Annotated in this window: 17 protein-coding genes and 1 tRNA gene; 12 read left to right on the forward strand and 6 right to left on the reverse strand. The window is 70.5% G+C overall.

What is annotated here, in order from left to right; all coding sequences use genetic code 11:
- Positions 1–9 precede the first annotated feature (9 nt).
- The 3 genes from nadD to rlmH are packed head-to-tail and all read left to right on the forward strand — an operon-like array spanning position 10 to position 1,584.
- Positions 10–666, forward strand: coding sequence for a nicotinate-nucleotide adenylyltransferase (gene nadD / locus WB794_RS09545; RefSeq protein WP_337335632.1), 657 nt, complete (start codon positions 10–12; stop codon positions 664–666).
- A 33-nt stretch (positions 667–699) separates the two neighbouring features.
- Positions 700–1,095 (forward strand): ribosome silencing factor, encoded by a 396-nt coding sequence (gene rsfS, locus WB794_RS09550; RefSeq protein ID WP_337335633.1) that lies wholly within the window; start codon positions 700–702, stop codon positions 1,093–1,095.
- Positions 1,096–1,113: 18 nt separating this feature from the next.
- Positions 1,114–1,584, forward strand: coding sequence for a 23S rRNA (pseudouridine(1915)-N(3))-methyltransferase RlmH (rlmH, locus tag WB794_RS09555; RefSeq protein WP_337335634.1), 471 nt, complete (start codon positions 1,114–1,116; stop codon positions 1,582–1,584).
- A 71-nt stretch (positions 1,585–1,655) separates the two neighbouring features.
- On the opposite strand, the gene putA is transcribed toward rlmH, so the two are convergent.
- Positions 1,656–4,883 carry a bifunctional proline dehydrogenase/L-glutamate gamma-semialdehyde dehydrogenase PutA gene (putA, locus tag WB794_RS09560; protein WP_337335635.1) on the reverse strand — a complete coding sequence of 1,076 codons (3,228 nt, stop codon included), beginning with the start codon at positions 4,881–4,883 and terminating at the stop codon, positions 1,656–1,658.
- Between the two features lie 139 nt (positions 4,884–5,022).
- Between putA and WB794_RS09565 the strand changes: the two genes are divergently transcribed.
- Complete coding sequence (locus WB794_RS09565) at positions 5,023–5,700, forward strand: response regulator transcription factor (RefSeq protein ID WP_337335636.1); 678 nt, start codon at positions 5,023–5,025, stop codon at positions 5,698–5,700.
- On the opposite strand, the gene WB794_RS09570 is transcribed toward WB794_RS09565, so the two are convergent.
- Positions 5,692–9,195: a PAS domain-containing hybrid sensor histidine kinase/response regulator gene (locus WB794_RS09570; RefSeq protein WP_337335637.1), complete on the reverse strand. Its 3,504-nt coding sequence runs from the start codon at positions 9,193–9,195 to the stop codon at positions 5,692–5,694. The two genes, WB794_RS09565 and WB794_RS09570, sit on opposite strands and share 9 nt — an antisense overlap.
- 348 nt (positions 9,196–9,543) lie before the next feature.
- On the opposite strand from WB794_RS09570, the gene rplM reads away from it, so the two are divergent.
- From rplM to WB794_RS09585, 3 genes are all read left to right on the forward strand, one after another.
- Positions 9,544–9,972: a 50S ribosomal protein L13 gene (rplM, locus tag WB794_RS09575; protein ID WP_337335638.1), complete on the forward strand. Its 429-nt coding sequence runs from the start codon at positions 9,544–9,546 to the stop codon at positions 9,970–9,972.
- Positions 9,973–9,982: 10 nt separating this feature from the next.
- Positions 9,983–10,375, forward strand: coding sequence for a 30S ribosomal protein S9 (gene rpsI, locus WB794_RS09580; protein ID WP_337335639.1), 393 nt, complete (start codon positions 9,983–9,985; stop codon positions 10,373–10,375).
- Positions 10,376–10,398: 23 nt separating this feature from the next.
- Positions 10,399–10,473, forward strand: a tRNA-Gln gene (locus tag WB794_RS09585).
- A gap of 89 nt (positions 10,474–10,562) precedes the next feature.
- On the opposite strand, the gene bioH is transcribed toward WB794_RS09585, so the two are convergent.
- Together bioH and WB794_RS09595 are read right to left on the reverse strand one after the other, a co-directional pair.
- On the reverse strand, positions 10,563–11,324 hold the full coding sequence (gene bioH, locus WB794_RS09590; RefSeq protein WP_337335640.1) for a pimeloyl-ACP methyl ester esterase BioH: 762 nt from the start codon (positions 11,322–11,324) through the stop codon (positions 10,563–10,565).
- Positions 11,325–11,341: 17 nt separating this feature from the next.
- Positions 11,342–12,553 (reverse strand): aminotransferase class I/II-fold pyridoxal phosphate-dependent enzyme, encoded by a 1,212-nt coding sequence (locus tag WB794_RS09595; RefSeq protein WP_337335641.1) that lies wholly within the window; start codon positions 12,551–12,553, stop codon positions 11,342–11,344.
- Between the two features lie 150 nt (positions 12,554–12,703).
- Here WB794_RS09595 and WB794_RS09600 point away from each other — a divergent pair, with 150 nt between their 5' ends.
- The 3 genes from WB794_RS09600 to WB794_RS09610 all read left to right on the forward strand — a co-directional run bounded on the left by WB794_RS09600 (position 12,704) and on the right by WB794_RS09610 (position 16,391).
- Entirely contained in the window at positions 12,704–13,420 is a 717-nt protein-coding gene (locus WB794_RS09600; protein ID WP_337335642.1) for a ComF family protein, read from the forward strand.
- A 207-nt stretch (positions 13,421–13,627) separates the two neighbouring features.
- Positions 13,628–13,846 carry a hypothetical protein gene (locus tag WB794_RS09605; RefSeq protein WP_337335643.1) on the forward strand — a complete coding sequence of 73 codons (219 nt, stop codon included), beginning with the start codon at positions 13,628–13,630 and terminating at the stop codon, positions 13,844–13,846.
- Between the two features lie 25 nt (positions 13,847–13,871).
- Positions 13,872–16,391, forward strand: a complete 2,520-nt coding sequence (locus tag WB794_RS09610) for a diguanylate cyclase domain-containing protein (RefSeq protein ID WP_337335644.1) — start codon at positions 13,872–13,874, stop codon at positions 16,389–16,391.
- Between the two features lie 15 nt (positions 16,392–16,406).
- On the opposite strand, the gene mutM is transcribed toward WB794_RS09610, so the two are convergent.
- Positions 16,407–17,219 carry a bifunctional DNA-formamidopyrimidine glycosylase/DNA-(apurinic or apyrimidinic site) lyase gene (mutM, locus tag WB794_RS09615; protein WP_337335645.1) on the reverse strand — a complete coding sequence of 271 codons (813 nt, stop codon included), beginning with the start codon at positions 17,217–17,219 and terminating at the stop codon, positions 16,407–16,409.
- A gap of 112 nt (positions 17,220–17,331) precedes the next feature.
- On the opposite strand from mutM, the gene WB794_RS09620 reads away from it, so the two are divergent.
- Complete coding sequence (locus WB794_RS09620; RefSeq protein WP_337335646.1) at positions 17,332–17,715, forward strand: EF-hand domain-containing protein; 384 nt, start codon at positions 17,332–17,334, stop codon at positions 17,713–17,715.
- 106 nt (positions 17,716–17,821) lie between these two features.
- Entirely contained in the window at positions 17,822–18,592 is a 771-nt protein-coding gene (xth, locus tag WB794_RS09625) for an exodeoxyribonuclease III (protein ID WP_337335647.1), read from the forward strand.
- Positions 18,593–18,678: 86 nt separating this feature from the next.
- Here xth and WB794_RS09630 read toward each other — a convergent pair whose 3' ends face one another.
- Entirely contained in the window at positions 18,679–20,871 is a 2,193-nt protein-coding gene (locus WB794_RS09630; RefSeq protein WP_337335648.1) for a primosomal protein N', read from the reverse strand.
- Positions 20,872–21,059: the final 188 nt, after the last annotated feature.

Raw genomic sequence — 21,059 nt, forward strand, 5'->3', positions numbered from 1 at the left:
GTTTTGGCCATGCGCCTGCACGCGATCTATGGCGGCGCCTTCGATCCGATCCACCTCGGACACCTTGCCGTGGCGCGGGCCGCGCGCGACGTGCTGGACGCCAGCGTCGCGCTGGTTCCCACCGGAGATCCGCCGCACCGCGCCCCGGCCCGCGCCCCGGCCACCGCTCGCCTGGCGATGTGCGAGCTTGCGGTGGTGGGCATCGCGGACCTTTCCGTCGATGCGCGTGAGCTGCGCCGCAGCGGCCCAAGCTACAGCATCGACACCCTCACCGAGCTGCGCGCCGAACGCGGCATCGACGCGCCTCTGGCGATGATCCTGGGGGACGATGCCTTTGCCGGCCTTGCCGGCTGGGCGCGCTGGACCGAGCTGTTCGAACTGGCCCACATCGTGGTCGCCAGCCGCCCGCAGCCGCCCCGCCTGCCCGCCGCCGTCGCCAATGCGGTGGCGTCACGCCTGGCCAGTGCCCCGGCCGACCTGCGCGCGGCCCCGTCCGGACGGGTGCTGCGGCTGCAGATCGCGCCGCACCCGCAATCTTCCAGCATCATCCGGGCGCGCTGCGCGGCCGGCGAATCGCTGGAGCGGTGGGTGCCCGAGGCCGTCGCCGGCTACATCGGCCGGCACCGGCTGTACCGCGATCCGGCAGCGCGGGCGGACGGCGTATAATCGACCCAGTCCCTTCCGACCAAGGTTCGCCGTTTGTCCGCACAGACCGCCGCATCGCCGTTCCCCGATTCCCTGCTGCGCGTGGTCCGCGCCGCCCTGGAAGACCTCAAGGCCCTCGACATCCGCGAGATCGACGTGCGCGGCAAGACCGGTGTCACCGACTTCATGGTCGTCGCTTCCGGCACCTCCACGCGCCACGTCAAGTCGATCGCGGAGGAGGTCCAGCGGCGCGCCAAACAGGCTGGATTCGCACCGATCGGGGTGGAAGGCGAGCGCGAAGCCGAATGGGTGCTGGTGGACCTGGGCGATGCCGTGGTCCACGTCATGCTGCCGCGGGTGCGCGAGCTGTACATGCTCGAACGGCTCTGGGGCGACGGCGCGCGCTCCCAGACACCCGCGCAGGACGATGCCCAGCCAAGCTCCGCCTGAGCGCCGCGCGGCGCGCACATGAAGGCCCGCCTGATCGCGGTCGGCGAGGGCGCGCCCGGCTGGGTCACCGAGGGATTCTCCGAATACCGCAAGCGGCTCTCCCACTGGCTGCCGCTGGATCTGGTCGAAATCGCGCCGGGGCTGCGGGGCAAGGGCCGCGACCCGCGTCGCGCCATGCAGGACGAAGGCGCGCGCGTGCTGGCAGCGGTGCCCAAGGGCGCGCGCGTGGTGCTGCTCGATGGCGGCGGCCGCCCGCATTCCTCCGAAGACCTCGCCGCGCGGCTGGAACACTGGCGCGCGGGCGGACAGGACCTGGCCTTCCTGATCGGTGGCCCCGATGGCCACGCACCCGAAGTGCGGACGGCCGCGGCGGAGTCCTGGGCGCTGGGCCCCGCGACGTTGCCGCACATGCTGGTGCGGCTGATCGTGGCGGAGCAGCTCTATCGCGCGGCGAGCATCCTGGCCAATCACCCGTATCACCGGGGGTGAAGGCGGGTGATTGGCCAGGCAGCAAGCCGCCGCCGAGGCGGACGAAATCCCGCGCCCGCGCAGAAGCGCCCTCAATCCTCCAGCGTCAGCAGCGACGCATTGCCACCCGCCGCCGTCGTATTGATCGTCAGCGTGCGCTCAGTGCAGAAGCGCGCGAGGTAGTGCGGTCCGCCGGCCTTGGGTCCGGTGCCCGAAAGCCCCTCGCCGCCGAACGGCTGCACGCCCACCACCGCGCCGATCATGTTGCGGTTCACATAGCAGTTGCCGGCGCGCACGCCGCTGGAAATCTTCTGCACGGTCTCGTCGATGCGGCTGTGGATGCCGAGTGTGAGGCCGTAGCCGGTGGCGTTGATGGCGTCGATCACCGCGTCGAGCTTTTCGGCGTCGTAACGGATCACGTGCAGCACCGGGCCGAAGATTTCGCGCTGCAGGCGATCCAGCGAGTCGATCTCGTAGGCGCGCGGTGCGAAGAAGCTGCCGTGCTCCGTGTCCTCGCCGGGGGCCACGACGGCGATCGGGCGCGCCTCCGCGTCCATGCGCTCGGCGTGGGTGGTGAGCATGGCGAGCGCGTCGGCGTCGATGACCGGCCCCACGTCGGTGGAAAGCAGGCCCGGGTCACCCACCTTCAGCTCCGCCATGGCCCCGGCGAGCATGGCGATGACCCTGTCGGCGATGTCGCGCTGCACGAACAGGATGCGGGTCGCCGAGCAGCGTTGCCCGGCCGAGCCGAACGCACCGGAGATGGTGTCCTTCACCAGCTGCTCGGGCAGTGATGAAGAGTCGGCGATCATCGCGTTCTGGCCGCCGGTTTCGGCGATCAGTACGCCGATCGCGGCATCGCGTGCCGCCAGCGCACGGTTGATGGCGCGGGCGGTCTGGGTGGAGCCGGTGAAGGCGACGCCCGCGACGCGCGCATCGGCCGTCAGCGCCGCGCCCACGGTGGCACCGTCGCCGGGTACGAACTGCAGCACATCGGCAGGCACGCCGGCTTCGTGCAGCAGGCGGGTCATGTGGTAGCCGACCAGGTTGGTCTGCTCGGCCGGTTTGGCGATCACGGCGTTGCCGGCGACCAGGGCCGCGGCGATCTGGCCGGTGAAGATGGCCAGCGGGAAATTCCACGGGCTGATGCATACGAACACGCCGCGCCCGTGCAGGAAGAGCTGGTTGGATTCGCCCGTGGGGCCGGGAAGCGTCGTACCCTGCGCCAGCATCTGGCGCGCCTGCTGGGCGTAATAGCGCAGGAAGTCCACCGCCTCGCGCACTTCGGCCACGCCGTCGGCCAGCGTCTTGCCGGCTTCCTTGGTGCACAGCGCCATGAACTGCGGCATCCGCGCCTGCAGCAGGTCGGCCGCATGTTCGAGGATCTTGGCGCGGGAGCTTGCGGGCATCGCGTCCCACGCAGGCTGTGCCGCCACGGCATTGGCCAGGGCGCGTTCGATGGTGGCCGCATCGGCGGCCTGCCAGGTGCCGACCTGCTCGCGGCGGTCGGCCGGATTGGTCACCTCCTGCAGCGGCGCGGACGACTGTGCGCCAGGCACCAGCGGCGTGGCCGCCCAGGGCTGCACGGCGGCATTGATCTGCTCGGCAAGGCGCGCGAGGTCGTCATCGTTGGCGAGATTGACGCCCATGGAGTTCTTCCTTGTTTCGCCGTAGAGGTCGGCGGGCTGCGGGATGTGGGGATGGGGTTTGAAGTCGAAGCCGGCGACGGTGGCGACCGGATCGGCCACGAGATCGGCCGGAGCGACCGCCGGATCGGTGATGCGGTTGACGAAGCTGGAGTTGGCCCCGTTCTCCAGCAGGCGCCGCACGAGGTAAGGCAGGAGGTCTTCGTGGCTTCCCACCGGCGCATACACGCGGCAGGGCGTGTCCAGCGCGTTGGGCGAGACGACTTCGTCGTGCAGGTCCTGACCCATGCCGTGCAGGCGCTGGAACTCGTACTGGCACACCTCGCCACCGCCGCTTCTGCCCAGCGCCAGGCGCGCGTACTCGTTGACCGCAGCGATGGTCTGGGCGTTGTGGCTGGCGAACATCGGGTAGAGCGCGTCGGTCGCGCCCAGCATCTTGCGCGCGCAGGCCAGATAGCTCACGTCGGTGTTGGGCTTGCGGGTGAACACCGGATAGCCGACATGGCCGTCGACCTGGGCGCGCTTGACCTCCGAATCCCAGTACGCCCCCTTGACCAGGCGCACCGGGATGCGGCGGCCCACCCGGCGCGCCAGCGCGATCAGCCAGTCGATCGCGGCCGGCGCGCGCTTCTGGTAGGCCTGCACCGCAAGGCCGAGGCCTTCCCAGCCGGAGATCGACGGGTCGGTGTAGACCTTTTCGATCAGCTCCAGGCTCAACTCCAGGCGGTCGGCTTCCTCCGCATCGATGGTGTAGCCGATGCCCTTGAGCCGCGCCAACCGCGCCAGCTCGAGCACGCGCGGTGCCAGTTCGGCCATGACACGCGCGCGCTTGGCCACCTCGTAGCGCGGGTGCAGGGCCGAGAGCTTGATCGAGATGCTCGGCGCGGCGAACACGCTGGTGCCCACGAAGCTGCCGTTGGGGCCGCTGCTGCCGATCGCTTCGATCGCATGGCGGTAGGCCTCGAAGTAGCGGTCGGCGTCGGCTTGGGTGAGCGCGGCTTCGCCCAGCATGTCGTAGGAATGGCGATAGGCGACGTTGTCCTTGCGGCGCGAGCGCTTGAGTGCCTCGTCGATGGTGCGTCCCATGACGAACTGGTGGCCCATGATGCGCATGGCCTGGCGCACGGCCAGGCGGATCATCGGCTCGCCCGCGCGCCCGACCAGGCGGCGCAGCGCCTCGCCGAAGCTGCGGCGGGTATCGTCGCCCAGAGCGACCAGTCGGCCGGTGAGCATCAGGCCCCAGGTCGAGGCGTTGACCAGCACCGAATCGCTGCGCCCCAGGTGCGTCTCCCAGTTCGCCTCGCCCAGCTTGTCGCGGATCAGGCGATCCGCGGTCTCCTGATCGGGGATGCGCAGCAGCGCCTCGGCCACGCACATCAGCAGCACACCTTCCTCGCTGGAAAGGTCGTACTCGCGCATGAAGGCTTCGATCGCGCCCTGGTCCTCGGCCTTTTCGCGCACTCGCACCACCAGGCGTTCGGCAGTGCTCTGGATAGCGGTCTGGGTTGCCGCATCCACCCGCGCCTTGTCCAGCAGCGCGGCCAGGTGGGCCCCTTCATCGATGGCGTAAAGCGGGGTCAGGGCGGCCAGCGGCGTATCGCGCCTCGGCAGCTCGGGGCTGAGTATGGGTTTCACGGTGCTCTCCGGCAGGAAGGGTGCGCGCAGCCCGCACATTTTAGTCCACGCGGACCGCGGCGCGGGACCGGTGCAATGGCATGGACATTGCGCTCTGCCCACGCGTGCACGGATCACCCCGATGGGTCATGCTTGGGCCTCGGGCAAGGGGTGCCCGCGCCGCGTTGCCGATCCATCGATGACCACGATCCTGATTGCCGACGATCACCCGCTGTTTCGCGATGCGATGCGCCGCGCCGTGCTGCAGGTGCTGCCCGATGCGCGGCTGCTGGAGGCCGACCGCGTCGCGGCGCTGGTCGAACTGGCGGAGGAGCATCCGGCCTCGGATCTGGTCCTGCTCGACCTCAACATGCCCGGCGCACACGGCTTCAGTGCGCTGGCACACATCCGCGCCACCTTCCCCGCGCTGCCGGTGGTCGTGGTTTCCGCGCGCGAGGAGCCGGCCCTGATGCGCCGCGCGATCGGGCACGGCGCGGTCGGCTTCATTCCCAAATCCGCCACCATCGACACCATCGGGGAGGCGCTCCACGCGGTGCTCGAAGGCGATACCTGGCTGCCGCCAGGCGTTGCCGCCAATGGTGCGCTCGATCCGGAGGAAGAAGACCTTGCGCGACGGGTCGCCGATCTCACTCCGCAGCAGTACCGCGTGCTGGCAATGGTTTGCAATGGGCTGCTCAACAAGCAGATCGCCTGGGAGCTGGAAGTTTCCGAGGCCACGATCAAGGCGCACATGACGGCGATCCTGCGCAAGCTCGGCGCGCACTCCCGCACCCAGGCCGTGCTGCTGGCCGGTCGCCTGACGCTCGATGGACGCAGCCTGCCGCCACCGTCCGACGAAGACGACGCGTCAGCCTGATCCGCTGTCGCCAACCGGGCGACGCCGCGCCAGCGCGGCGATCAGCGCGCGCAGCGCCGCCGGACGCACCGGCTTCTGCAGCACGGGATAGCCCGCGCTGCGCGCGCGCAGCGCCAGGCCCTCGCTGCTGTCGGCGGTGATGAGCGCGCCGGGAACCGAGCGCCCGCCGGCCTCGCGCTGCAGGATGTCGAGCGCGGCCAGGCCATCGAGCGCCTCGCCCAGGTGGAAATCGATGAGGATGAGATCCGGCCGCGCCTCGCGCACGCGGCCCAGCGCGGATTCCAGCCCGGTCGCGGTCGCCACCCGCACGCCCCAGCGTTCCAGGAGCGCCACCGTGCCCTCCAGGATCGCCGGATCGTTGTCCACGCAGAGCACGCGCAGCCCGGCGACGTCGCGCGCCGGCTCGGCGGCGGGCTCGGCGACGGGTTGCGGTGGCGCCTCGGCAATCGGCACCTCCAGCCCGAACACGCTGCCCCGGCCCAGGCGCGAGGTGACGAAGAGGCGGTGCCCGAGCATGTGCGCGATGCGGTCGCAGATCGACAGCCCCAGACCGAGCCCCTGTTCGCCCCAGGGCGAGGGCTGGTCGAGCCGCTCGAACTCGTCGAAGATCGAACGCACGTGTTCGGGCGCGATGCCCGGCCCGGTGTCCCACACCTGCCACTGCGCGTGGTTCCCGCGGCGGCGCAGCGACAGCAGCACGCCGCCGTGGCGGGTGTAGCGCAGCGCGTTGGCGAGGAAGTTCTGCAGGATGCGCCGCAGCAGCCGGCGATCGCTGTGCAGCCACAGGTCCTGCGCATGCACCCGCAGCTCCAGCCCGCGCGCGGCGGCGAGCGGGGCGAACTGCTCGTGCAGCGACTGGCTCAGTCGCAGCGCCGATACCGCGGAGAGTTCCGGCCGCAGCGCGCCGCTGTCCAGGCGCGAGATTTCCAGCAGGCTTTCGAGCAGATCCTCGGCGTTCTTGAGCGCACTGTCGATGCGATCGACCATCTGTCGCGCATCCGCGGCATCGGCGGGCGCTTCCATCAGCGCGGCACTGAACAGGCGCGCGGCGTTGAGCGGCTGCAGGAGGTCGTGGCTGGCACCGGCCAGGAATCTCGTCTTGCTCAGGTTCGCGACCTCGGCCTCCAGCTTGGCCGCGCGCTGCGCCTCGACCGCTTCGCTCAGCTCGCCGGTGCGCTCGCGCACCCGCAGCTCAAGGGTCTCGTTGGCCTCGATCAGCGCGTGTTCCACGCGCTTGTAGTCGGTCACGTCGGTGTAGGTGGTGACGTAGCCGCCGCCCGGCATGGCGCGCCCGCGCATCTCGTATACGCTGCCGTCGCTGCGCACCCGCTCGAACACATAGGGCGATCCCTGTCGCATGAAGGCGATGCGCTTTTCGACCTGTGCCTCCACCTCGCCCGGCCCGCAGCCGCCGCGTTCGGCGTTCCAGCGGATCAGCTCGGCCACCGGTCGGCCCACGTACACGGTACCGTCCGGATAGTCGAACATTTCCATGTAGCGCCGGTTCCACGCCACCAGGCGCATGTCGGCGTCGATCACGCTGATGCCCTGGGAGATGTTCTCCAGCGTGGCGGCGAGCAGGGCGCGGTTGAAGCGCAGCTCCTGCGAGGTTTCGTCCAGCAGCGCCACCACCTCGCCCAGATCCATGCCGGTGCCGCGCAGCGCCGTGGTCAGCATGCGGCGCGCGGTGGCAGCGCCGATCGAGGCCGACAGGAGGCGTTCGGTGTGCTGCAGCAGGCTGCGATCGGCGGCATCACCCGGCGCGAGATCGCGCCCGCTCTGCTCGCGGTAATCGGCAAACGCGCGCTCCACCGCGCGCGCACCGACGATGCGCTCGACAATGGTGCGCAGATCCGCCACCGAGATGCGCCCGCGCCACTCGCCCTCGGCGCTGGCCGGGCGCTGCGTCCAGGGTTCGACGAACGGCAGCGCGCGCAGGCGATCCTGCACCGCGGGCCGGTAGCGCAGGCTCAGGAAGACGAAGCCGGCGATGTTGAACAGCAGCGACCAGAACACGCCGTGCGTGAGCGGATCCCAGCCCGACAGGCCGAACAGCGCATTGGGCCGCAGCAGGGCGAGCCCGAAGACACCCTCGCTGATCCAGCGCGGTTCCAGGCCGACGGAGGCGGCCACGGTCGGCAGCAGCAGCGTGTACATCCAGATCAGGAAGCCGGCGACGAGGCCGGCGTAGGCACCGGCCCGGCTGGCACCGTGCCAGTACAGCCCGCCGATGATGGCCGGCGCGAACTGCGCCACGGCGGCAAAGGCCAGCAGGCCGATTTGCGCCAGCCCCTCCTGGTCCACGGTGACCCGGTAATAGACATAGGCCGCCATCGCCAGCGCCACGATGGCGGCGCGGCGGATGCCGAGCACGACGCGTGACAGATCCCGCGCAGGATGCGCGTCGACCCAGCGCAGGCGCAGCGCCAGCGGCATGATCAATTCGTTGGAAACCATCGTCGCCAGCGCCACGGTCGCCACGATCACCATGCCGGTGGCGGCGGAAAACCCGCCCAGAAAGGCCACCAGCGCGAGCGCGTCCTGACCGTGCGCGAGCGGCAGCATCAGCACGTAGGTATCCGGGTCCACCGACGAGCCGCCGAAGGCGCTGATGCCGGCCAGCGCGATCGGCACGACCAGCAGGCTGATGATCGCCAGATACGCCGGGAACAGCCAGCGCGCCCGCTTCACGTCCCCGGGATCCTCGCATTCCACCACGCCCACCTGGAACTGACGCGGCAGGCAGATGATCGCGAGAAAGGCCAGCAGCAGCTGCGAAAGGAAACCCGGCGGCAGGGCGGTGCTGCCCAGCGCCGAGGCCTGGAAGCGGGCGAGGAAGCCATCGGAAACCTGCGCCCAGGCAAACAGCCCGACCGCGACGAAGGCCAGCAGCTTGACCAGGGATTCCAGCGCCACCGCCAGCATCAGCCCGTGGTGGTGCTCGGTGGCATCGATCTGGCGGGTTCCGAACAGGATGGAAAAGACGGCCAACAGCGCCGCCAGGTAGAACGCCGGCTCGCGCAGCGGTGCCGGCGGGCCGCGGTGGCCCAGGCCGCTCAGAACCTCGATGCTCATCGCGCCGGCCTTGAACTGCAGCGCGAGGTAAGGCACCGCGGCGATCAGCGCGACGATCGTGACCAGCGCCGCCAGGCCCTGCGACTTGCCGTAGCGCGAACCCACGAAATCCGCGATCGAGGTGATGTTCTGCTCGTGCGTCACCTGCACCAGGCGCTGCAGCAGCCCCAGCCCGAAGGCGAAAATCAGGATGGGCCCGAGGTAGATCGGGAGGAAGCCCCAGCCGGAAGACGCCGCCGTGCCGACGGCGCCATAGAAGGTCCAGGAAGAGCAGTACACCGCCAGCGCCAGGCTGTAGATGATCGGCCGCAGCGGCGTGCGCTCGGGATACAGCGGTCGCCGGTCGCCGAAGTAGGCCACCGCGAACAGCAGCGCGACATAGCCCAGCGATACCGCCAGCAGAACCCAGCCTGCGACCATCGACTCCCGCCCTTCATCGCGCCGGACTGCGCCGGCTCTGCCCGCATCCTACGGGAATGCCGCGCGGCAGGCTTCGCACGGGACGTCGGCGCGACCGCGCGCGGTCGCCGGGCAGGCGCGTGCCGCACCGCCTTCGCGCGGCATCGCTTGGCGAACGGCTTGAACTGCCGTATCATGGCCGGCCCGGTCGCCGCGAACAGCGTGCCAGGCCGGATTCCTCGCCGGGGCGCATGCCTCTGGCCGGCCACGAATCTCCGGAATGTTGCGCGGGTCTCGTCGATCCCGTATCATTCCGCGTCTTTCGTCTTGCCTTTTCAGCAAGCCAACCGTTTTTTTCGAGTAGCTGTCATGAAGACCTTCAGCGCCAAGCCCGAGACCGTCAAGCGCGACTGGTACGTGGTCGACGCCAGCGGCAAGACGCTGGGCCGCCTGTGCTCCGAGCTCGCTACCCGCCTGCGCGGCAAGCACAAGCCCGTCTATACCCCGCACGTGGACACCGGTGACTATCTGGTCGTCATCAATGCCGAGAAGATCCACACCACCGGCAACAAGGTGCAGGACAAGAAGTATCACCGCTTCACCGGCCATATCGGCAACCTCAAGACCGAGACCCTCGGCCAGGCGCTGGATCGCCACCCCGAGCGCGTCATCGAGATCGGCGTGAAGGGCATGCTGCCGAAGAACACGCTGGGCCGCGAGATGTTCCGCAAGCTCAAGGTCTATGCCGGTCCGAATCATCCGCACACCGCCCAGCAGCCGCAAGTGCTGGACATCTGAGTAGACGCCCATGGCAATCCAGCAGAACTACGGCACCGGCCGTCGCAAGTCCTCCACCGCCCGCGTGTTCCTGCGCCCGGGTTCCGGCGTGATCACGATCAACCATCGTTCGATCGAGCAGTTCTTCGGCCGCGAGACCGCGCGCATGATCGTTCGCCAGCCGCTTGAGCTGACCCGGATGAACGACAAGTTCGACGTGCTGGTCACGGTGGAAGGTGGCGGCATCACCGGCCAGGCCGGTGCGATCCGACTGGGCCTTGCCCGCGCGCTGGTCGAGTACGACGAGAACCTCAAAGGCGACCTGCGCCGCGCCGGGTTCATGACCCGCGACGCCCGCGAAGTGGAGCGCAAGAAGGTCGGCCTGCACAAGGCACGTCGCGCCACGCAGTTCTCCAAGCGCTGATATCGGCGCACAGTCGAGCTTCTAGCCCCGTCGCCAAGCGGTAAGGCACCTGACTCTGACTCAGGCATTCGGTGGTTCGAATCCATCCGGGGCTGCCACACGAAAAGACCCGCCGCAAGGCGGGTCTTTTTTGTGCGCGGTATCGGGCTGCCCCGCCGCCGCACGTCCGAACAAGGACGGCGTGGATTCACGCCGCGCGCGCGGCGAGCTCACGCAGGGCCGCGGCGACGCGCCCCGACTCGGTCAGGAAGGGCATGTGGCCGGTGTCTAGTTCCAAGTAGCGTCCGCTCGGCGCGGCATCCGCGGCCCAGCGCATCGCGGCGGGCGACACCATGCGATCGCGCCGGCCGGCGAGCCAGAGCGAGGGCATCGCCAGCGTGCCGACGACGGCGCGCAGGTCCGCGGCCTGCAGCACCTCCAGGCCCTGCTCCAGTGCCCTTGCCGAAGGCCGGCCGTGTTCGAAGGCGCGTGCCTCCAGTGCGCGAAGCGTCGCTGCATCGAGCGATGAGCCGGCCGCCTCCAGCGCCAGGAAGCGTTCGATCGTGGCGGTGAAGTCCTGCGCCAGCCCTGCGGCGAACTGCTCGAACACCTGCGGCCGGGTGCCGAAGTCCCAGCCATCGCCCGCCACGAAGCGCGGGCTGGAGGCCACCGCCGCCAGTGCCCGAATCCGCTCGGGCGCACGCGCCGCGGCCTTGAGTGCGAAGAGTCCGCCCAGCGACCAGCCGACCCAGATCGCGCCGGCGGGGACGCGCTGGAGCAGCGCATCCGCGGTGGCATGCGGTGCGAGCTCCAGCTCTCCGCGGCTGCGCCCGTGACCGGGCAGATCGACCAAGTGGATGGTGAAGTCATGCGCGAGGTGCCCGAGCAAGGGCTCGAACACGCCGCCGTGCATCGCCCAGCCGTGGATCAGCACGAGCGGCGGCCCGTTTCCAAGTGTCCGGATGAACATCGGCGACAGTGGAGGACTCAGGCGTTGATCACGGCCGCGGCGCGCAGCACCCGCGCGAGCGCCTCCAGCAGGGCGTCGATGTCCGCGTCCTCGTGCAGCGCGCTGAGCAGCACGCGCAGCCGCGCGCGGCCGTCCGGCGCGGTGGGCGGACGCATCGCGTCGACGCGGAAGCCCGCCTGTTCGAGCACGCGCGCCGCGGCCACGGCGGCGGCATTGGCACCCACCAGGATCGGCTGGATGGGCGTGGTCGAATCCACCATCGGAAGGCCGAGCTGCTGCGCGCCGCGCCGGAAGCGTGCGACCAGGGCTGCGAGTTTGAAGCGTCGCCAGCTTTCCGCGCGCGAAATTTCCAGCGCACGCAGCGCCGCTGCGGCGAGTGCCGGTGGCATCAGGGTCGCATGGAGGCAGGTCGAGGCGCGCTGCGCGATGGCCTCGAGCAGCGCGTCCGGTCCAACCAGGACGGCCCCCGAAGCGCCGAGCGCCGTGTCCAATGCAAGCAACTGCAGCGGCACTTCTCGCACGCCAAGGCCGGCGTGGGCAACGCTGCCGCGCCCTTCGGGGCCGACCACGCCCACGCCGTGCGCATCGCTCACATGCAGGGTTGCGTTTTCGGCCCGCGCCAGCATCGCAAGCAGCTTCAGCGGTGCCAGGTCACCGTCCATGGCGAACACACCGTCGGATGCAAGCAGCGCGGCGGCCGCGGGGCTGTCCTGCAGCAGCTTCAGCGCCCCGTCCGGCAAGGCGTGGGGATAGTGGCGCAGCTGCGCCCCCGCGAGCCGGGCGGCATCGGCCAGGCTGGCATGGTTGAGATGGTCCTGCACGCACAGGTCGCCTTCGCGCAACAGGGCTTGCATCACCGCGAGGTTGGCAAGGTAGGCCGAGCCAAAGGCCAGCGCGCGCGGATAGCCCTGCCATTGCGCCACGGCCTGCTCCAGCGCATGGTGCTCGGCAAATGCCGCGCCGGATTGGGGCGTCGCGCCGGTGCCCACGCCGCGCCACGCGGCGGCCTCCTGCAGCGCCGCGACCACCGCCGGATGCTGCGCCAGGCCCAGCGAGTCGGCGCTGCTGAAGTCGCGCAGCACCCGCCCGTTGATTTCGATCGCGATGCCCTCGCGGGCCGCGATGCGTCGACGCGGCGACAGGCTGCTCGCCAGCGTGGCCTGGTGCGGATCATCGCCGCGAGGCCAGAGCGCCGGCCGGGCCTGGTTGCGTGACTTCACCCCGCTCATTGTGCGCATCGCCTGGTGGCGCAGGGCGGCGTGCCGAACGACGCGGCGCGGCGGCTCCGGGGACGGGCAGCGCTGGCAGGCAGTAGCGGCATCGGGATCGCGCGAGTGGGTCGCCGGTGGCACAGTGTACGCAGTCTGGAAACCGAATCGATGTCTGTCAACCGCCTGCCCGTGATCGTGTCGCGCCTTCGCAGCAGCCTGTCGTTCGGCCTGTTGCCGGCGCGCTGTCTGATCTGCGGTGCGCGCGCGGGATCGCGGGATCTGTGCCACGCCTGCGCCGCCGCCCTGGCGCTGAACGAGCCGGCGTGTCCGCGCTGCGCGCTGCCGCTGGAGGCGGCCGCTCCGGCCTGCGGCGCGTGCCTGGCCGATCCTCCGGCGTTTGCGTTGGCCGCCGCCGCATGGCGCTACGAGGCGGCGATCGCGCAACTGGTGCCGCGCTTCAAGTTCCACCGCGACCTGGCCTGCGGGCGCGTGCTCGGCGAACTGGCCGCGCGGCGGCTGGCCCAATGGCCCGGATGGGTCGGTGCCGAGCGCGTGGTGCCGGTTCCGCTGCATCACACCCGGCTGGGCCAGCGCGGCTACAACCAGGCGCTGGAACTGGCGCGCTGTCTGGCTGCCCCGCACGCGCTGCCGGTCGACGGCTACAGCATGCGCCGCTCCCGTGCAACGCCGGCCCAGACCACGCTCGACGCCGCCGCGCGCCGGCGCAACCTGCGCGGTGCGTTCCAGGCCGCGCCGCAGGCGGGCATCGTGGTATTGGTCGATGACGTCATTACCACCGGTGCCACCCTGGACGAGGCCGCGCGCGTCCTGCTGCGCGCCGGCGCACGCGAAGTGCGCGCCGTGGCGATTGCGCGCGTGCCGTGAGGCGTGCGCCAGCACGCGTGCCGCACGCGCTCGAACAGAAGAATCCGGGTCGCCGGAGTGCTCGCGCCGGCGCATCTGTGATACCGTCGCGCATCGCGTTCCGATCTTGCGGGATGGGTCGCAATCGCCGCACTTTTTGCCCAGTGCCGGGGGCCGCACAGGTGGCCTGTCGGCGGGGTAGCGTCATTTGATCAGGGGGATCACGGCATGTCGAAACTGTTGGAGTTCATGCGCGAGCTGGGCCGCAGCGCGGAGCTCGCCCGCGACTACGAGGCCGATGCCGATGCGGTGATGCGCAAGGCCGGCCTTTCGGAAGAAGAGAGTCGCGCGCTGCGCGAGAAGGACTACGCCACGATCAAGCGCCTCACCGGTTTGAGCGATGGCCAGTTCGCCACCAACCACATCGTTCGGGCCTACGACGAATAACCGGGCGGCCGCTCCGCGATTCCGCATGGCCAGAATCTTCACTGTCCTGAGCGCGCTGATCCTGGCGGCGTCGGGCTTGGCGTTTGATGCCGGCCGCGTGGCATCGGCTGCCTGGAATGAGGCTGATGCCGAACTTCCCGCGGGCGCATTCGGGGTGCAGGCGGCGTTTGCCCAGCGCCCGTCGGAAGGCATCACCCACACGGATCCGGCAGCGGACGAGAAGGATTACGAACGGCTGCGCAACTTGGCCCTGTCCGGGGACTATGTCGGCGCGCAGCGCGGGCTGATGCAGCTGCTGGCTCATGATGACCTGCCGGTGGTGCTGCGGATGCGCGTGTATGTCACCACCATCAGCATCGCCACCATCTTCGAAGACTGGCCGCAGGCGTTCTCCCTGCTCAACGAGGCCATGCCCTACCTGCCGGCGGCACCTGAGGAGGCAGCGCGGATGCTGGGTGCCGCGGCCCAGCTTTACGCCACGGTCGGCGAGACCGGGCGCGCGCTCGATCTGGGCGTGCGCGCCGTCCGCGCAGCAGAGGCCAGCACCGACCCGCTCCCGCTCTGTCACGCGATGACGGCGCTCGCCATCGCCTATGAAAGCGATGAGATTTTCGGGATCGCGCAGCAGTGGCGCGAGCGTCAGGTCGAGGCCTGCACCCGCGCCGGCGATGCGCTGTTCGCCGCCAATGGCAAGTATGGCCTCGGCATGGCGCTGGCAATGCAGGGGTTGAACCGGCAGGCCCTGGAATGGGGCGAGACATCGCTGGTCGACTACGAGGCCCATGCCTATGACGCCGGTGCCAGCGACGCCAGGCTCCTGATCGCCCGGAGCCTGGTTGCCCTTGGCGAGGAGCCGCGTCGGGCGGACGCGCTGCTGTCCGATCTCGCCGCGCGCTATCGCGATCACCACCCCGCGGCGCTGAGCCTGGCCGAAGTCGAGAAGCTCCGCTCGGCTCTCGCCGAATCACGCGGCGACACCCAGGCGAGCCTGGCGCACCTCAAAGAGGCCATGAAGCACTCGCAGGAGGCCGAGCGCCGCGCCCGAGCACGGCGGCTGGCCTATCTGCAGATCGAGTTCGACACCCAGCTCAAGGAGCAGAAGATCTCGCTGCTGGAAGCCGAGAAGGCGCTGGCCGAGGCGAACGCGACCTCCGCGCACAGGCGTCAGCTCCTGCTGGCGACCGGCCTCGTCGGCCTGGTGGCCTCGTTCGTGCTGCTGCTGCTGCTGCTGCGTCGCACCTTGCGCGACCGCAAGCGCTATCGCTGGGGAGCCGAGCACGACGGACTCACCCGTCTCATCAACCACCAGCATCTGCGCAAGGTTGGCGAAGCCGCCTTCGCGCGGGCCGGGCAGGCGGGCGTCCCGTTCACCGCCATCGCGGTGGACATCGACCTCTTCAAGCAGATCAACGACACCCACGGGCACGCGGCCGGCGACGAGGCGCTGTGCGCGATGGGCACCTGGATCCGCGACGTGGTGGGCGATCGCGGCATCGCGGCGCGGCGCGGCGGCGACGAGTTCATGATCCTGATCGAGGGCGATGTCGCGCAGGCCAAGGCGCTGCTGCAGCGCCTGCGCGAACGGATCGTTCCCGTCGTCGTCCACGACCGGCCGATGGCGTTCACCATCAGCGCCGGCATCTGCCAGACCGATGCGCGCACGGACTCGTTCGAACAACTCCTCCACCGTGCCGACAAGGCGCTGTACCAGGCCAAGCGACAGGGGCGCGACCGTCTCGCCTGCTGGAACGAGGAGGTACCCGATTCGACGCTCGAGGCGTCGACCGGCAGCCTCGTGGTGGTGGGCTGCGGCATCCAGTTCGGCCGTCACGTCAGCGAGCGCGCGCTGTCGGAAATCCAGCAGGCGCAGGTGGTGTTCTGCCTGGCCGATCCCTTCGCGTTGGCCATGATCACGCGCCTGCGCCCCGATGCCGTCAATCTCGGCCTGCACTACGCGCCGGGCCGGGACCGGCGCGAAACCTACCGCGACATCGACGCGGCGATCATGCGCGAAGTGCGCGCCGGCAAGGCGGTCTGTGCCGTGTTCTACGGCCACCCGGGCGTCTTTGCCGATGTCCCGCACCGGGTGATCCGCAAGGCGCGCGCCGAGGGGCTGGTGGCGCGCATGGAGCCGGGCATCTCGGCCGAAGCCTGCCTGTATGCCGACTTGGGAATCGACCCCGGACAGCGCGGCGTGCAGTCGCTGGAGGCCACACACTTCCTCTGCTACGACCGCCTGATCGACCCGCAGGGGCCGGTGCTGCTGTGGCAGGTGGCGCTGGCAGGCGACTGGTCCTGCACCCGCCTCGAGGCCGATCCGGACGGACTGCGCGCGCTGGTCAAAAAACTTGCGCGCTGGTATCCGACCGAGCACGAGGTGATCCTCTACGAAGCCGCGCAGCTTCCCATCGATGTCTTCCGCGCCGAACGCCTGCGCCTTTGCGACCTGCCGGAGGCCAGCTACAAGGAGTACACCACCTTGGTGATTCCGCCGCTGGCGACCGAGCTGCGGCGCGATCCGGCGTTCGCAGCGATGCCGGATTGACGCAAGGGCGCGGACTCAGCGCTGGCAGCGCGGACAGTACACCGTCGCGCGCTGGCCCCAGTCGGCGGCGCGCAGCGTGCCGCCGCAGGCCTTGCAGGGCTGTCCGGCGCGGCCGTAGACGGACAGTTCCTGCTCGAAATAGCCCGGTGCGCCGTCCGGCGCGAGAAAATCGCGCAGCGTGGTGCCGCCGCGCGCGATCGCCCGCGCGAGGATGTCCTTCACCGCCAGCGCGAGCCGCTCCCAGCGCGCCAAGGCAATGCGCCCGGCGGCCCGGCCGGGATGGATGCCGGCGCGAAACAGCGCCTCGGCGGCGTAGATGTTTCCCACGCCCACCACGATGTGCTGGTCCATCAGGAAATGCTTGACCGGCGCGCTCCGTCCCGCCGCCGCGCGCGCGAGCCAGTCGGCATTGAAATCATCCGACAGCGGCTCGGGTCCGAGGCCGGCCAGCAGCGGATGCAGCGTGCCCGCCGGCTGCCACAGCAGCGCCCCGAAGCGGCGCGGGTCGTGCAGGCGCAGGAGGTGGCCATCATCGAGCACGAGATCGGCGTGGTCGTGCGCGCGTACCGGCGCGTCGTGCGCCAGCACGCGCAGGTTGCCCGACATCCCCAGGTGCACGATCACGCTGCCCGACCGGGCATCGAGCAGCAGGTATTTCGCGCGCCGCCGCACCGCGTCGATGCGCTGACCGGGCAACTCCTCGCCGATTTCGCGTGGAATCGGCCAGCGCAGGTCGGGCCGCCGCAGCACCGCCGCGCGCACGCGGCGTCCGACGACGTGCGGCGCGATGCCGCGGCAGGTGGTTTCGACCTCGGGAAGTTCGGGCATGGCGGGCAAAGCGTGACGGGGCACCTGATTGTCGTGCCGGAACGCCCGGAATGCGACGCGGCGCGGTGACTTTGCCGGCAAAGGCGGCGATGATCCGCCCAGGGAGAATCCAATGCCGCCGATGTACCCTCGCCCGTCCGAAGGTTCCGCGTCCCTGCGCCTGCGTCACGCCTGCGCGGTCGCCGCGGCGCTGCTGTCCGCTTCCTTCGCCACCCAGGCGCAGGCCAGCCGCAGCGAGTACCTGGGCTGGTTCGATACCGATGGCGACGGGCGCGTCTCGCTGGCCGAGTATCAGGACTACCTGAGCCAGGGATTCCACGCCATGGACCGCAACGGCGACGGCGTGCTGTCGGCCAGTGAAATGCCCGCCGGCGTCCGCCTGCGCACCGCCACCACGCTCGAATCCCGCCGCCGCGCCCTGACCCGCATGTTCGACCGGCTCGACCTCGACAACGACGGCTACCTGGACGCCAACGAGCTGACCGCGGTGCCGTGAGTGTCGATGGCGGCGTGCGTGCAGGGCGGCCTGCTGGTGACCTGCGCGGGCTACCGGTTTTCCCGGGTGCGCGCCAGAATGGCCGGGCACCCACCGTGGATCGCCCATGAAAATCGCCAGCTGGAACGTCAATTCGCTCAATGTGCGGCTGCCGCACCTGCTCGACTGGCTGGGCCGGGCGCAGCCGGATGTGGTGGGGCTGCAGGAAACCAAGCTCGAGGACGCGCGCTTTCCGGCCGATGCACTGGCGCAGGCCGGGTATCGCAGCGTGTTCCACGGGCAGAAGACGTACAACGGCGTGGCGATTCTTGCGCGCGAGCGGGTGATTTCCGACGTGCAGGCCGGCATTTCCGGCTTCGAGGACGATCAGGCGCGCGTGCTTGCGGCCACCGTGGACGGCGTGCGCGTGATCGATCTCTATGTGGTCAACGGGCAGTCGGTCGGCAGCGAAAAATACGACTACAAGCTGCGCTGGCTCGCCGCCGCGCACGACTGGATCGCGGCCGAGCGCGCGCGCCATCCCGAGCTTGTCGTGCTGGGCGATTTCAATATCGCGCCGGAGGATCGGGACGTGCACGATCCTGCGGTCTGGGGCGACGACAGCATCCTGACGTCCACCGCCGAGCGCGCGGCGCTGCGGCGGCTGTTCGGGCTGGGCCTGCACGACAGCTTCCGCCTGTTCGAAGCCGAGGGCGGACATTTTTCCTGGTGGGACTACCGCGCCGCCGGATTTCGCCGCAACCTCGGGCTGCGCATCGATCTCATTCTGGCCAGCGAGGCCCTGCGCCCGCGCCTGACTGCCGCCGGCATCGACCGCGAACCGCGCACCTGGGACCGCCCCAGCGACCACGCGCCGGTGTGGCTGGCGATGGACTGATCCGTTTCCCGCGCCGCGGCGATTCGCAGGCCGGCCCTGCGCGGCCGACGCGGGGTCCGTGCGTCCGCCTGGCGGGTGATCCCCGCTCAATACAAATCCACCGGATCCACGTCCAGCGACCAGCGCACGCGGCGCGCTTCGGGCAGGTCGAAGAGCGCGGGATACAGCGTGCGCAGCAGCGACTGCAGGGCGGGACGATGGGTGGATTCGAACAGCACTTGGCCGCGCAGCCGGCCGGCGCGGCGCGGCATCGGCGCGGGCATGGGCGGATGTGCCGCCACCTCGGCGCTGCCCTGCGCGCGGGCGAGCGCGTGGGCGGCGGCGAGGAAGGCATTGAGCGGTTCGGCGTGGGGCGACTCGGCGCGCAGCAGGGCCAGGTGCGAGAACGGCGGGAGGCCGGCGGCGGCGCGTTCGGCCAGCTCGGCCTCGGCGAAGGCCGGGTAGCCGCGCGTCACCAGGGTTTGCAGCAGCGGATGATCGGGATGATGGGTCTGCAGCCAGACTTCGCCCGGACGCTGCGCGCGCCCGGCGCGGCCGGCGACCTGCACCAGCAGCTGCGCCATGCGCTCGCCGGCGCGGAAGTCGGCGCTGAACAGCCCTTCGTCGGCGCTGGTGATGGCGACGAGCGTGAGCTTTGGCAGGTCGTGGCCCTTGGCCAGCATCTGGGTGCCGACGAGGATGCCGGGCGCGTCGCCGAGGGCGTCGAAGTGCTTGCCCAGCGCATCGCGTCCGCGCGTGGTTTCCCGGTCAACGCGGATCAGCGGCACGCCGGGGAAGCGCGCCGCCAGCGCTTCTTCCAGCCGTTCGGTGCCGGCACCCTGCGGCACCAGCGCGAGGCCGCCGCAGTCCGGACAGGCCGGCGGCACGCTGCGGCGGTGGCCGCAGTGGTGGCAGATCAGCCGGTGGCGCCCGTGCAGGGTGAGCGGACGGTCGCAGCGCGCGCAGTCGGCGTGCCAGCCGCAGTCGTGGCACAGGAGCACCGGCGCATAGCCGCGGCGGTTGCGGAACACCAGCGCCTGCTCGCCGCGCGCCAGGCAGTCGGCGATGGCGTCCAGCAGCGGGCGCGAGAGGCCGTGTTCCAGGCGCTGGCTGCGCAGGTCGAGCACGCGCACGCGCGGCGGGCGCGCGCCGCCGGCGCGTTCGCGCAGCGTGAGCCAGGCGTAGCGTTTGCTGCGGGCGTGCTGGAGGGTTTCCAGGCTCGGCGTGGCGCTGCCGAGCACCGCGGGCACGCCGAGGCCGCGGGCGCGCACCAGGGCGAAGTCGCGGGCGTGGTAGCGAAAGCCGTCCTGCTGCTTGTAGGAGCCGTCGTGCTCCTCGTCGATGATGATGAGGCCGGCGTCGGGCAGCGGTGAAAACACCGCCGAGCGCGTTCCGATCAGCACCCGGCCCTCGCCCCGCGCCATGCGCGCAAAGGTGGCGGCGCGCTCGGTTTCCGACAGACCCGAGTGCAGCGTCAGGACGGGCACGGGCAGGCGCTCGCCGTAGCGGCGTATGGCCTGCGGGGTGAGGCCGATCTCGGGCACCAGTACCAGCGCCTGGCGGCCGCGCGCCAGGCAGGCCTCGATCGCGGCCAGATACACCTCGGTCTTGCCGCTGCCGGTCACCCCTTCCAGCAGCGCCACGGCGAATCGGCCGGCGAGGGCGTCGATGGCTGCGGTCGCCTCTGCCTGCTCGGGTGAGCGCTCGGGCGCGGCGCGTGCGGGAGCGTGCGCTTCGCGCGACGGCACGCGCAGGATCGACGCGGCCAGACCGCGCGCTTCGAGCCGGCGCAGCGCATCGCGCCAGCCGGGGCCGATGCTTGCCGCCAGCGCGGCCTCGTCGCGCTCGCCCTGCGCCAGATAGTCGGCCAGCGCGCGCGGGCGCGAGCCGCGGCGCAGTCCGGCCAGCGCGGTGCCGCCGGCCTCGGTGAGATGCCAGAACGCGGTGCGCGTGTCGGGCAACGGCTCGCCCTGCCGCAGCGCCACCGGCAGGGCGGTGGCCAGCACCTCGCCCAGCGGACGCTGCCAGTATCCGGCGGCCCAGCCGAGCGCCTGCCAGAGCGGGGGATCAAACAGCGGCACCTCGTCCAGCACGGCCTCGGCGGTGCGCAGTTCCGGCCCCTCAGGAGCGGCCGTGCCGGCTTCGACATAGAAACCCACCAGCGAGCGGCTGCCGAACGGCACCTTCACCCGACACCCGGCTGCTGGCGTGGATGCGCCGTCCGCCGGCCGATAGTCGAACAGGCGCGGCAGCGGCACGGACAGGGCGATTCGCCAGGTTGCGGGTGCGGGAACAGGCATCGACGCAGTGTAGACGCAGCACCGTGACCGCCGTTCCACAGTTACTGCAAAGATCTGTGCGCGGATTGATGAATTGCCGGTAACTTCCTGTCGTGACAGACGAAACGAGTGAAATCCACACCTCCTGTGGATAAGTGTGTGGACCATCCACCGTGGTCGGGTGCGCCGGCCCCATGGCTGGGCCGGCT

Origin of the sequence: Denitratimonas tolerans, assembly GCF_037203605.1 — a bacterium.
Lineage (GTDB): Bacteria > Pseudomonadota > Gammaproteobacteria > Xanthomonadales > Xanthomonadaceae > Denitratimonas > Denitratimonas tolerans.

Coding starts and splice junctions, on each gene's coding strand:
- nadD (WP_337335632.1), top strand. CDS start 10: ATGCGCCTGCACGCGATCTATGGCGGCGCCTTCGATCCGATCCACCTC.
- rlmH (WP_337335634.1), top strand. CDS start 1,114: ATGAAGGCCCGCCTGATCGCGGTCGGCGAGGGCGCGCCCGGCTGGGTC.
- putA (WP_337335635.1), bottom strand. CDS start 4,883: ATGTGCGGGCTGCGCGCACCCTTCCTGCCGGAGAGCACCGTGAAACCC.
- WB794_RS09565 (WP_337335636.1), top strand. CDS start 5,023: ATGACCACGATCCTGATTGCCGACGATCACCCGCTGTTTCGCGATGCG.
- WB794_RS09570 (WP_337335637.1), bottom strand. CDS start 9,195: ATGGTCGCAGGCTGGGTTCTGCTGGCGGTATCGCTGGGCTATGTCGCG.
- rplM (WP_337335638.1), top strand. CDS start 9,544: ATGAAGACCTTCAGCGCCAAGCCCGAGACCGTCAAGCGCGACTGGTAC.
- rpsI (WP_337335639.1), top strand. CDS start 9,983: ATGGCAATCCAGCAGAACTACGGCACCGGCCGTCGCAAGTCCTCCACC.
- bioH (WP_337335640.1), bottom strand. CDS start 11,324: ATGTTCATCCGGACACTTGGAAACGGGCCGCCGCTCGTGCTGATCCAC.
- WB794_RS09595 (WP_337335641.1), bottom strand. CDS start 12,553: ATGAGCGGGGTGAAGTCACGCAACCAGGCCCGGCCGGCGCTCTGGCCT.
- WB794_RS09600 (WP_337335642.1), top strand. CDS start 12,704: ATGTCTGTCAACCGCCTGCCCGTGATCGTGTCGCGCCTTCGCAGCAGC.
- WB794_RS09605 (WP_337335643.1), top strand. CDS start 13,628: ATGTCGAAACTGTTGGAGTTCATGCGCGAGCTGGGCCGCAGCGCGGAG.
- WB794_RS09610 (WP_337335644.1), top strand. CDS start 13,872: ATGGCCAGAATCTTCACTGTCCTGAGCGCGCTGATCCTGGCGGCGTCG.
- mutM (WP_337335645.1), bottom strand. CDS start 17,219: ATGCCCGAACTTCCCGAGGTCGAAACCACCTGCCGCGGCATCGCGCCG.
- WB794_RS09620 (WP_337335646.1), top strand. CDS start 17,332: ATGCCGCCGATGTACCCTCGCCCGTCCGAAGGTTCCGCGTCCCTGCGC.
- xth (WP_337335647.1), top strand. CDS start 17,822: ATGAAAATCGCCAGCTGGAACGTCAATTCGCTCAATGTGCGGCTGCCG.
- WB794_RS09630 (WP_337335648.1), bottom strand. CDS start 20,871: ATGCCTGTTCCCGCACCCGCAACCTGGCGAATCGCCCTGTCCGTGCCG.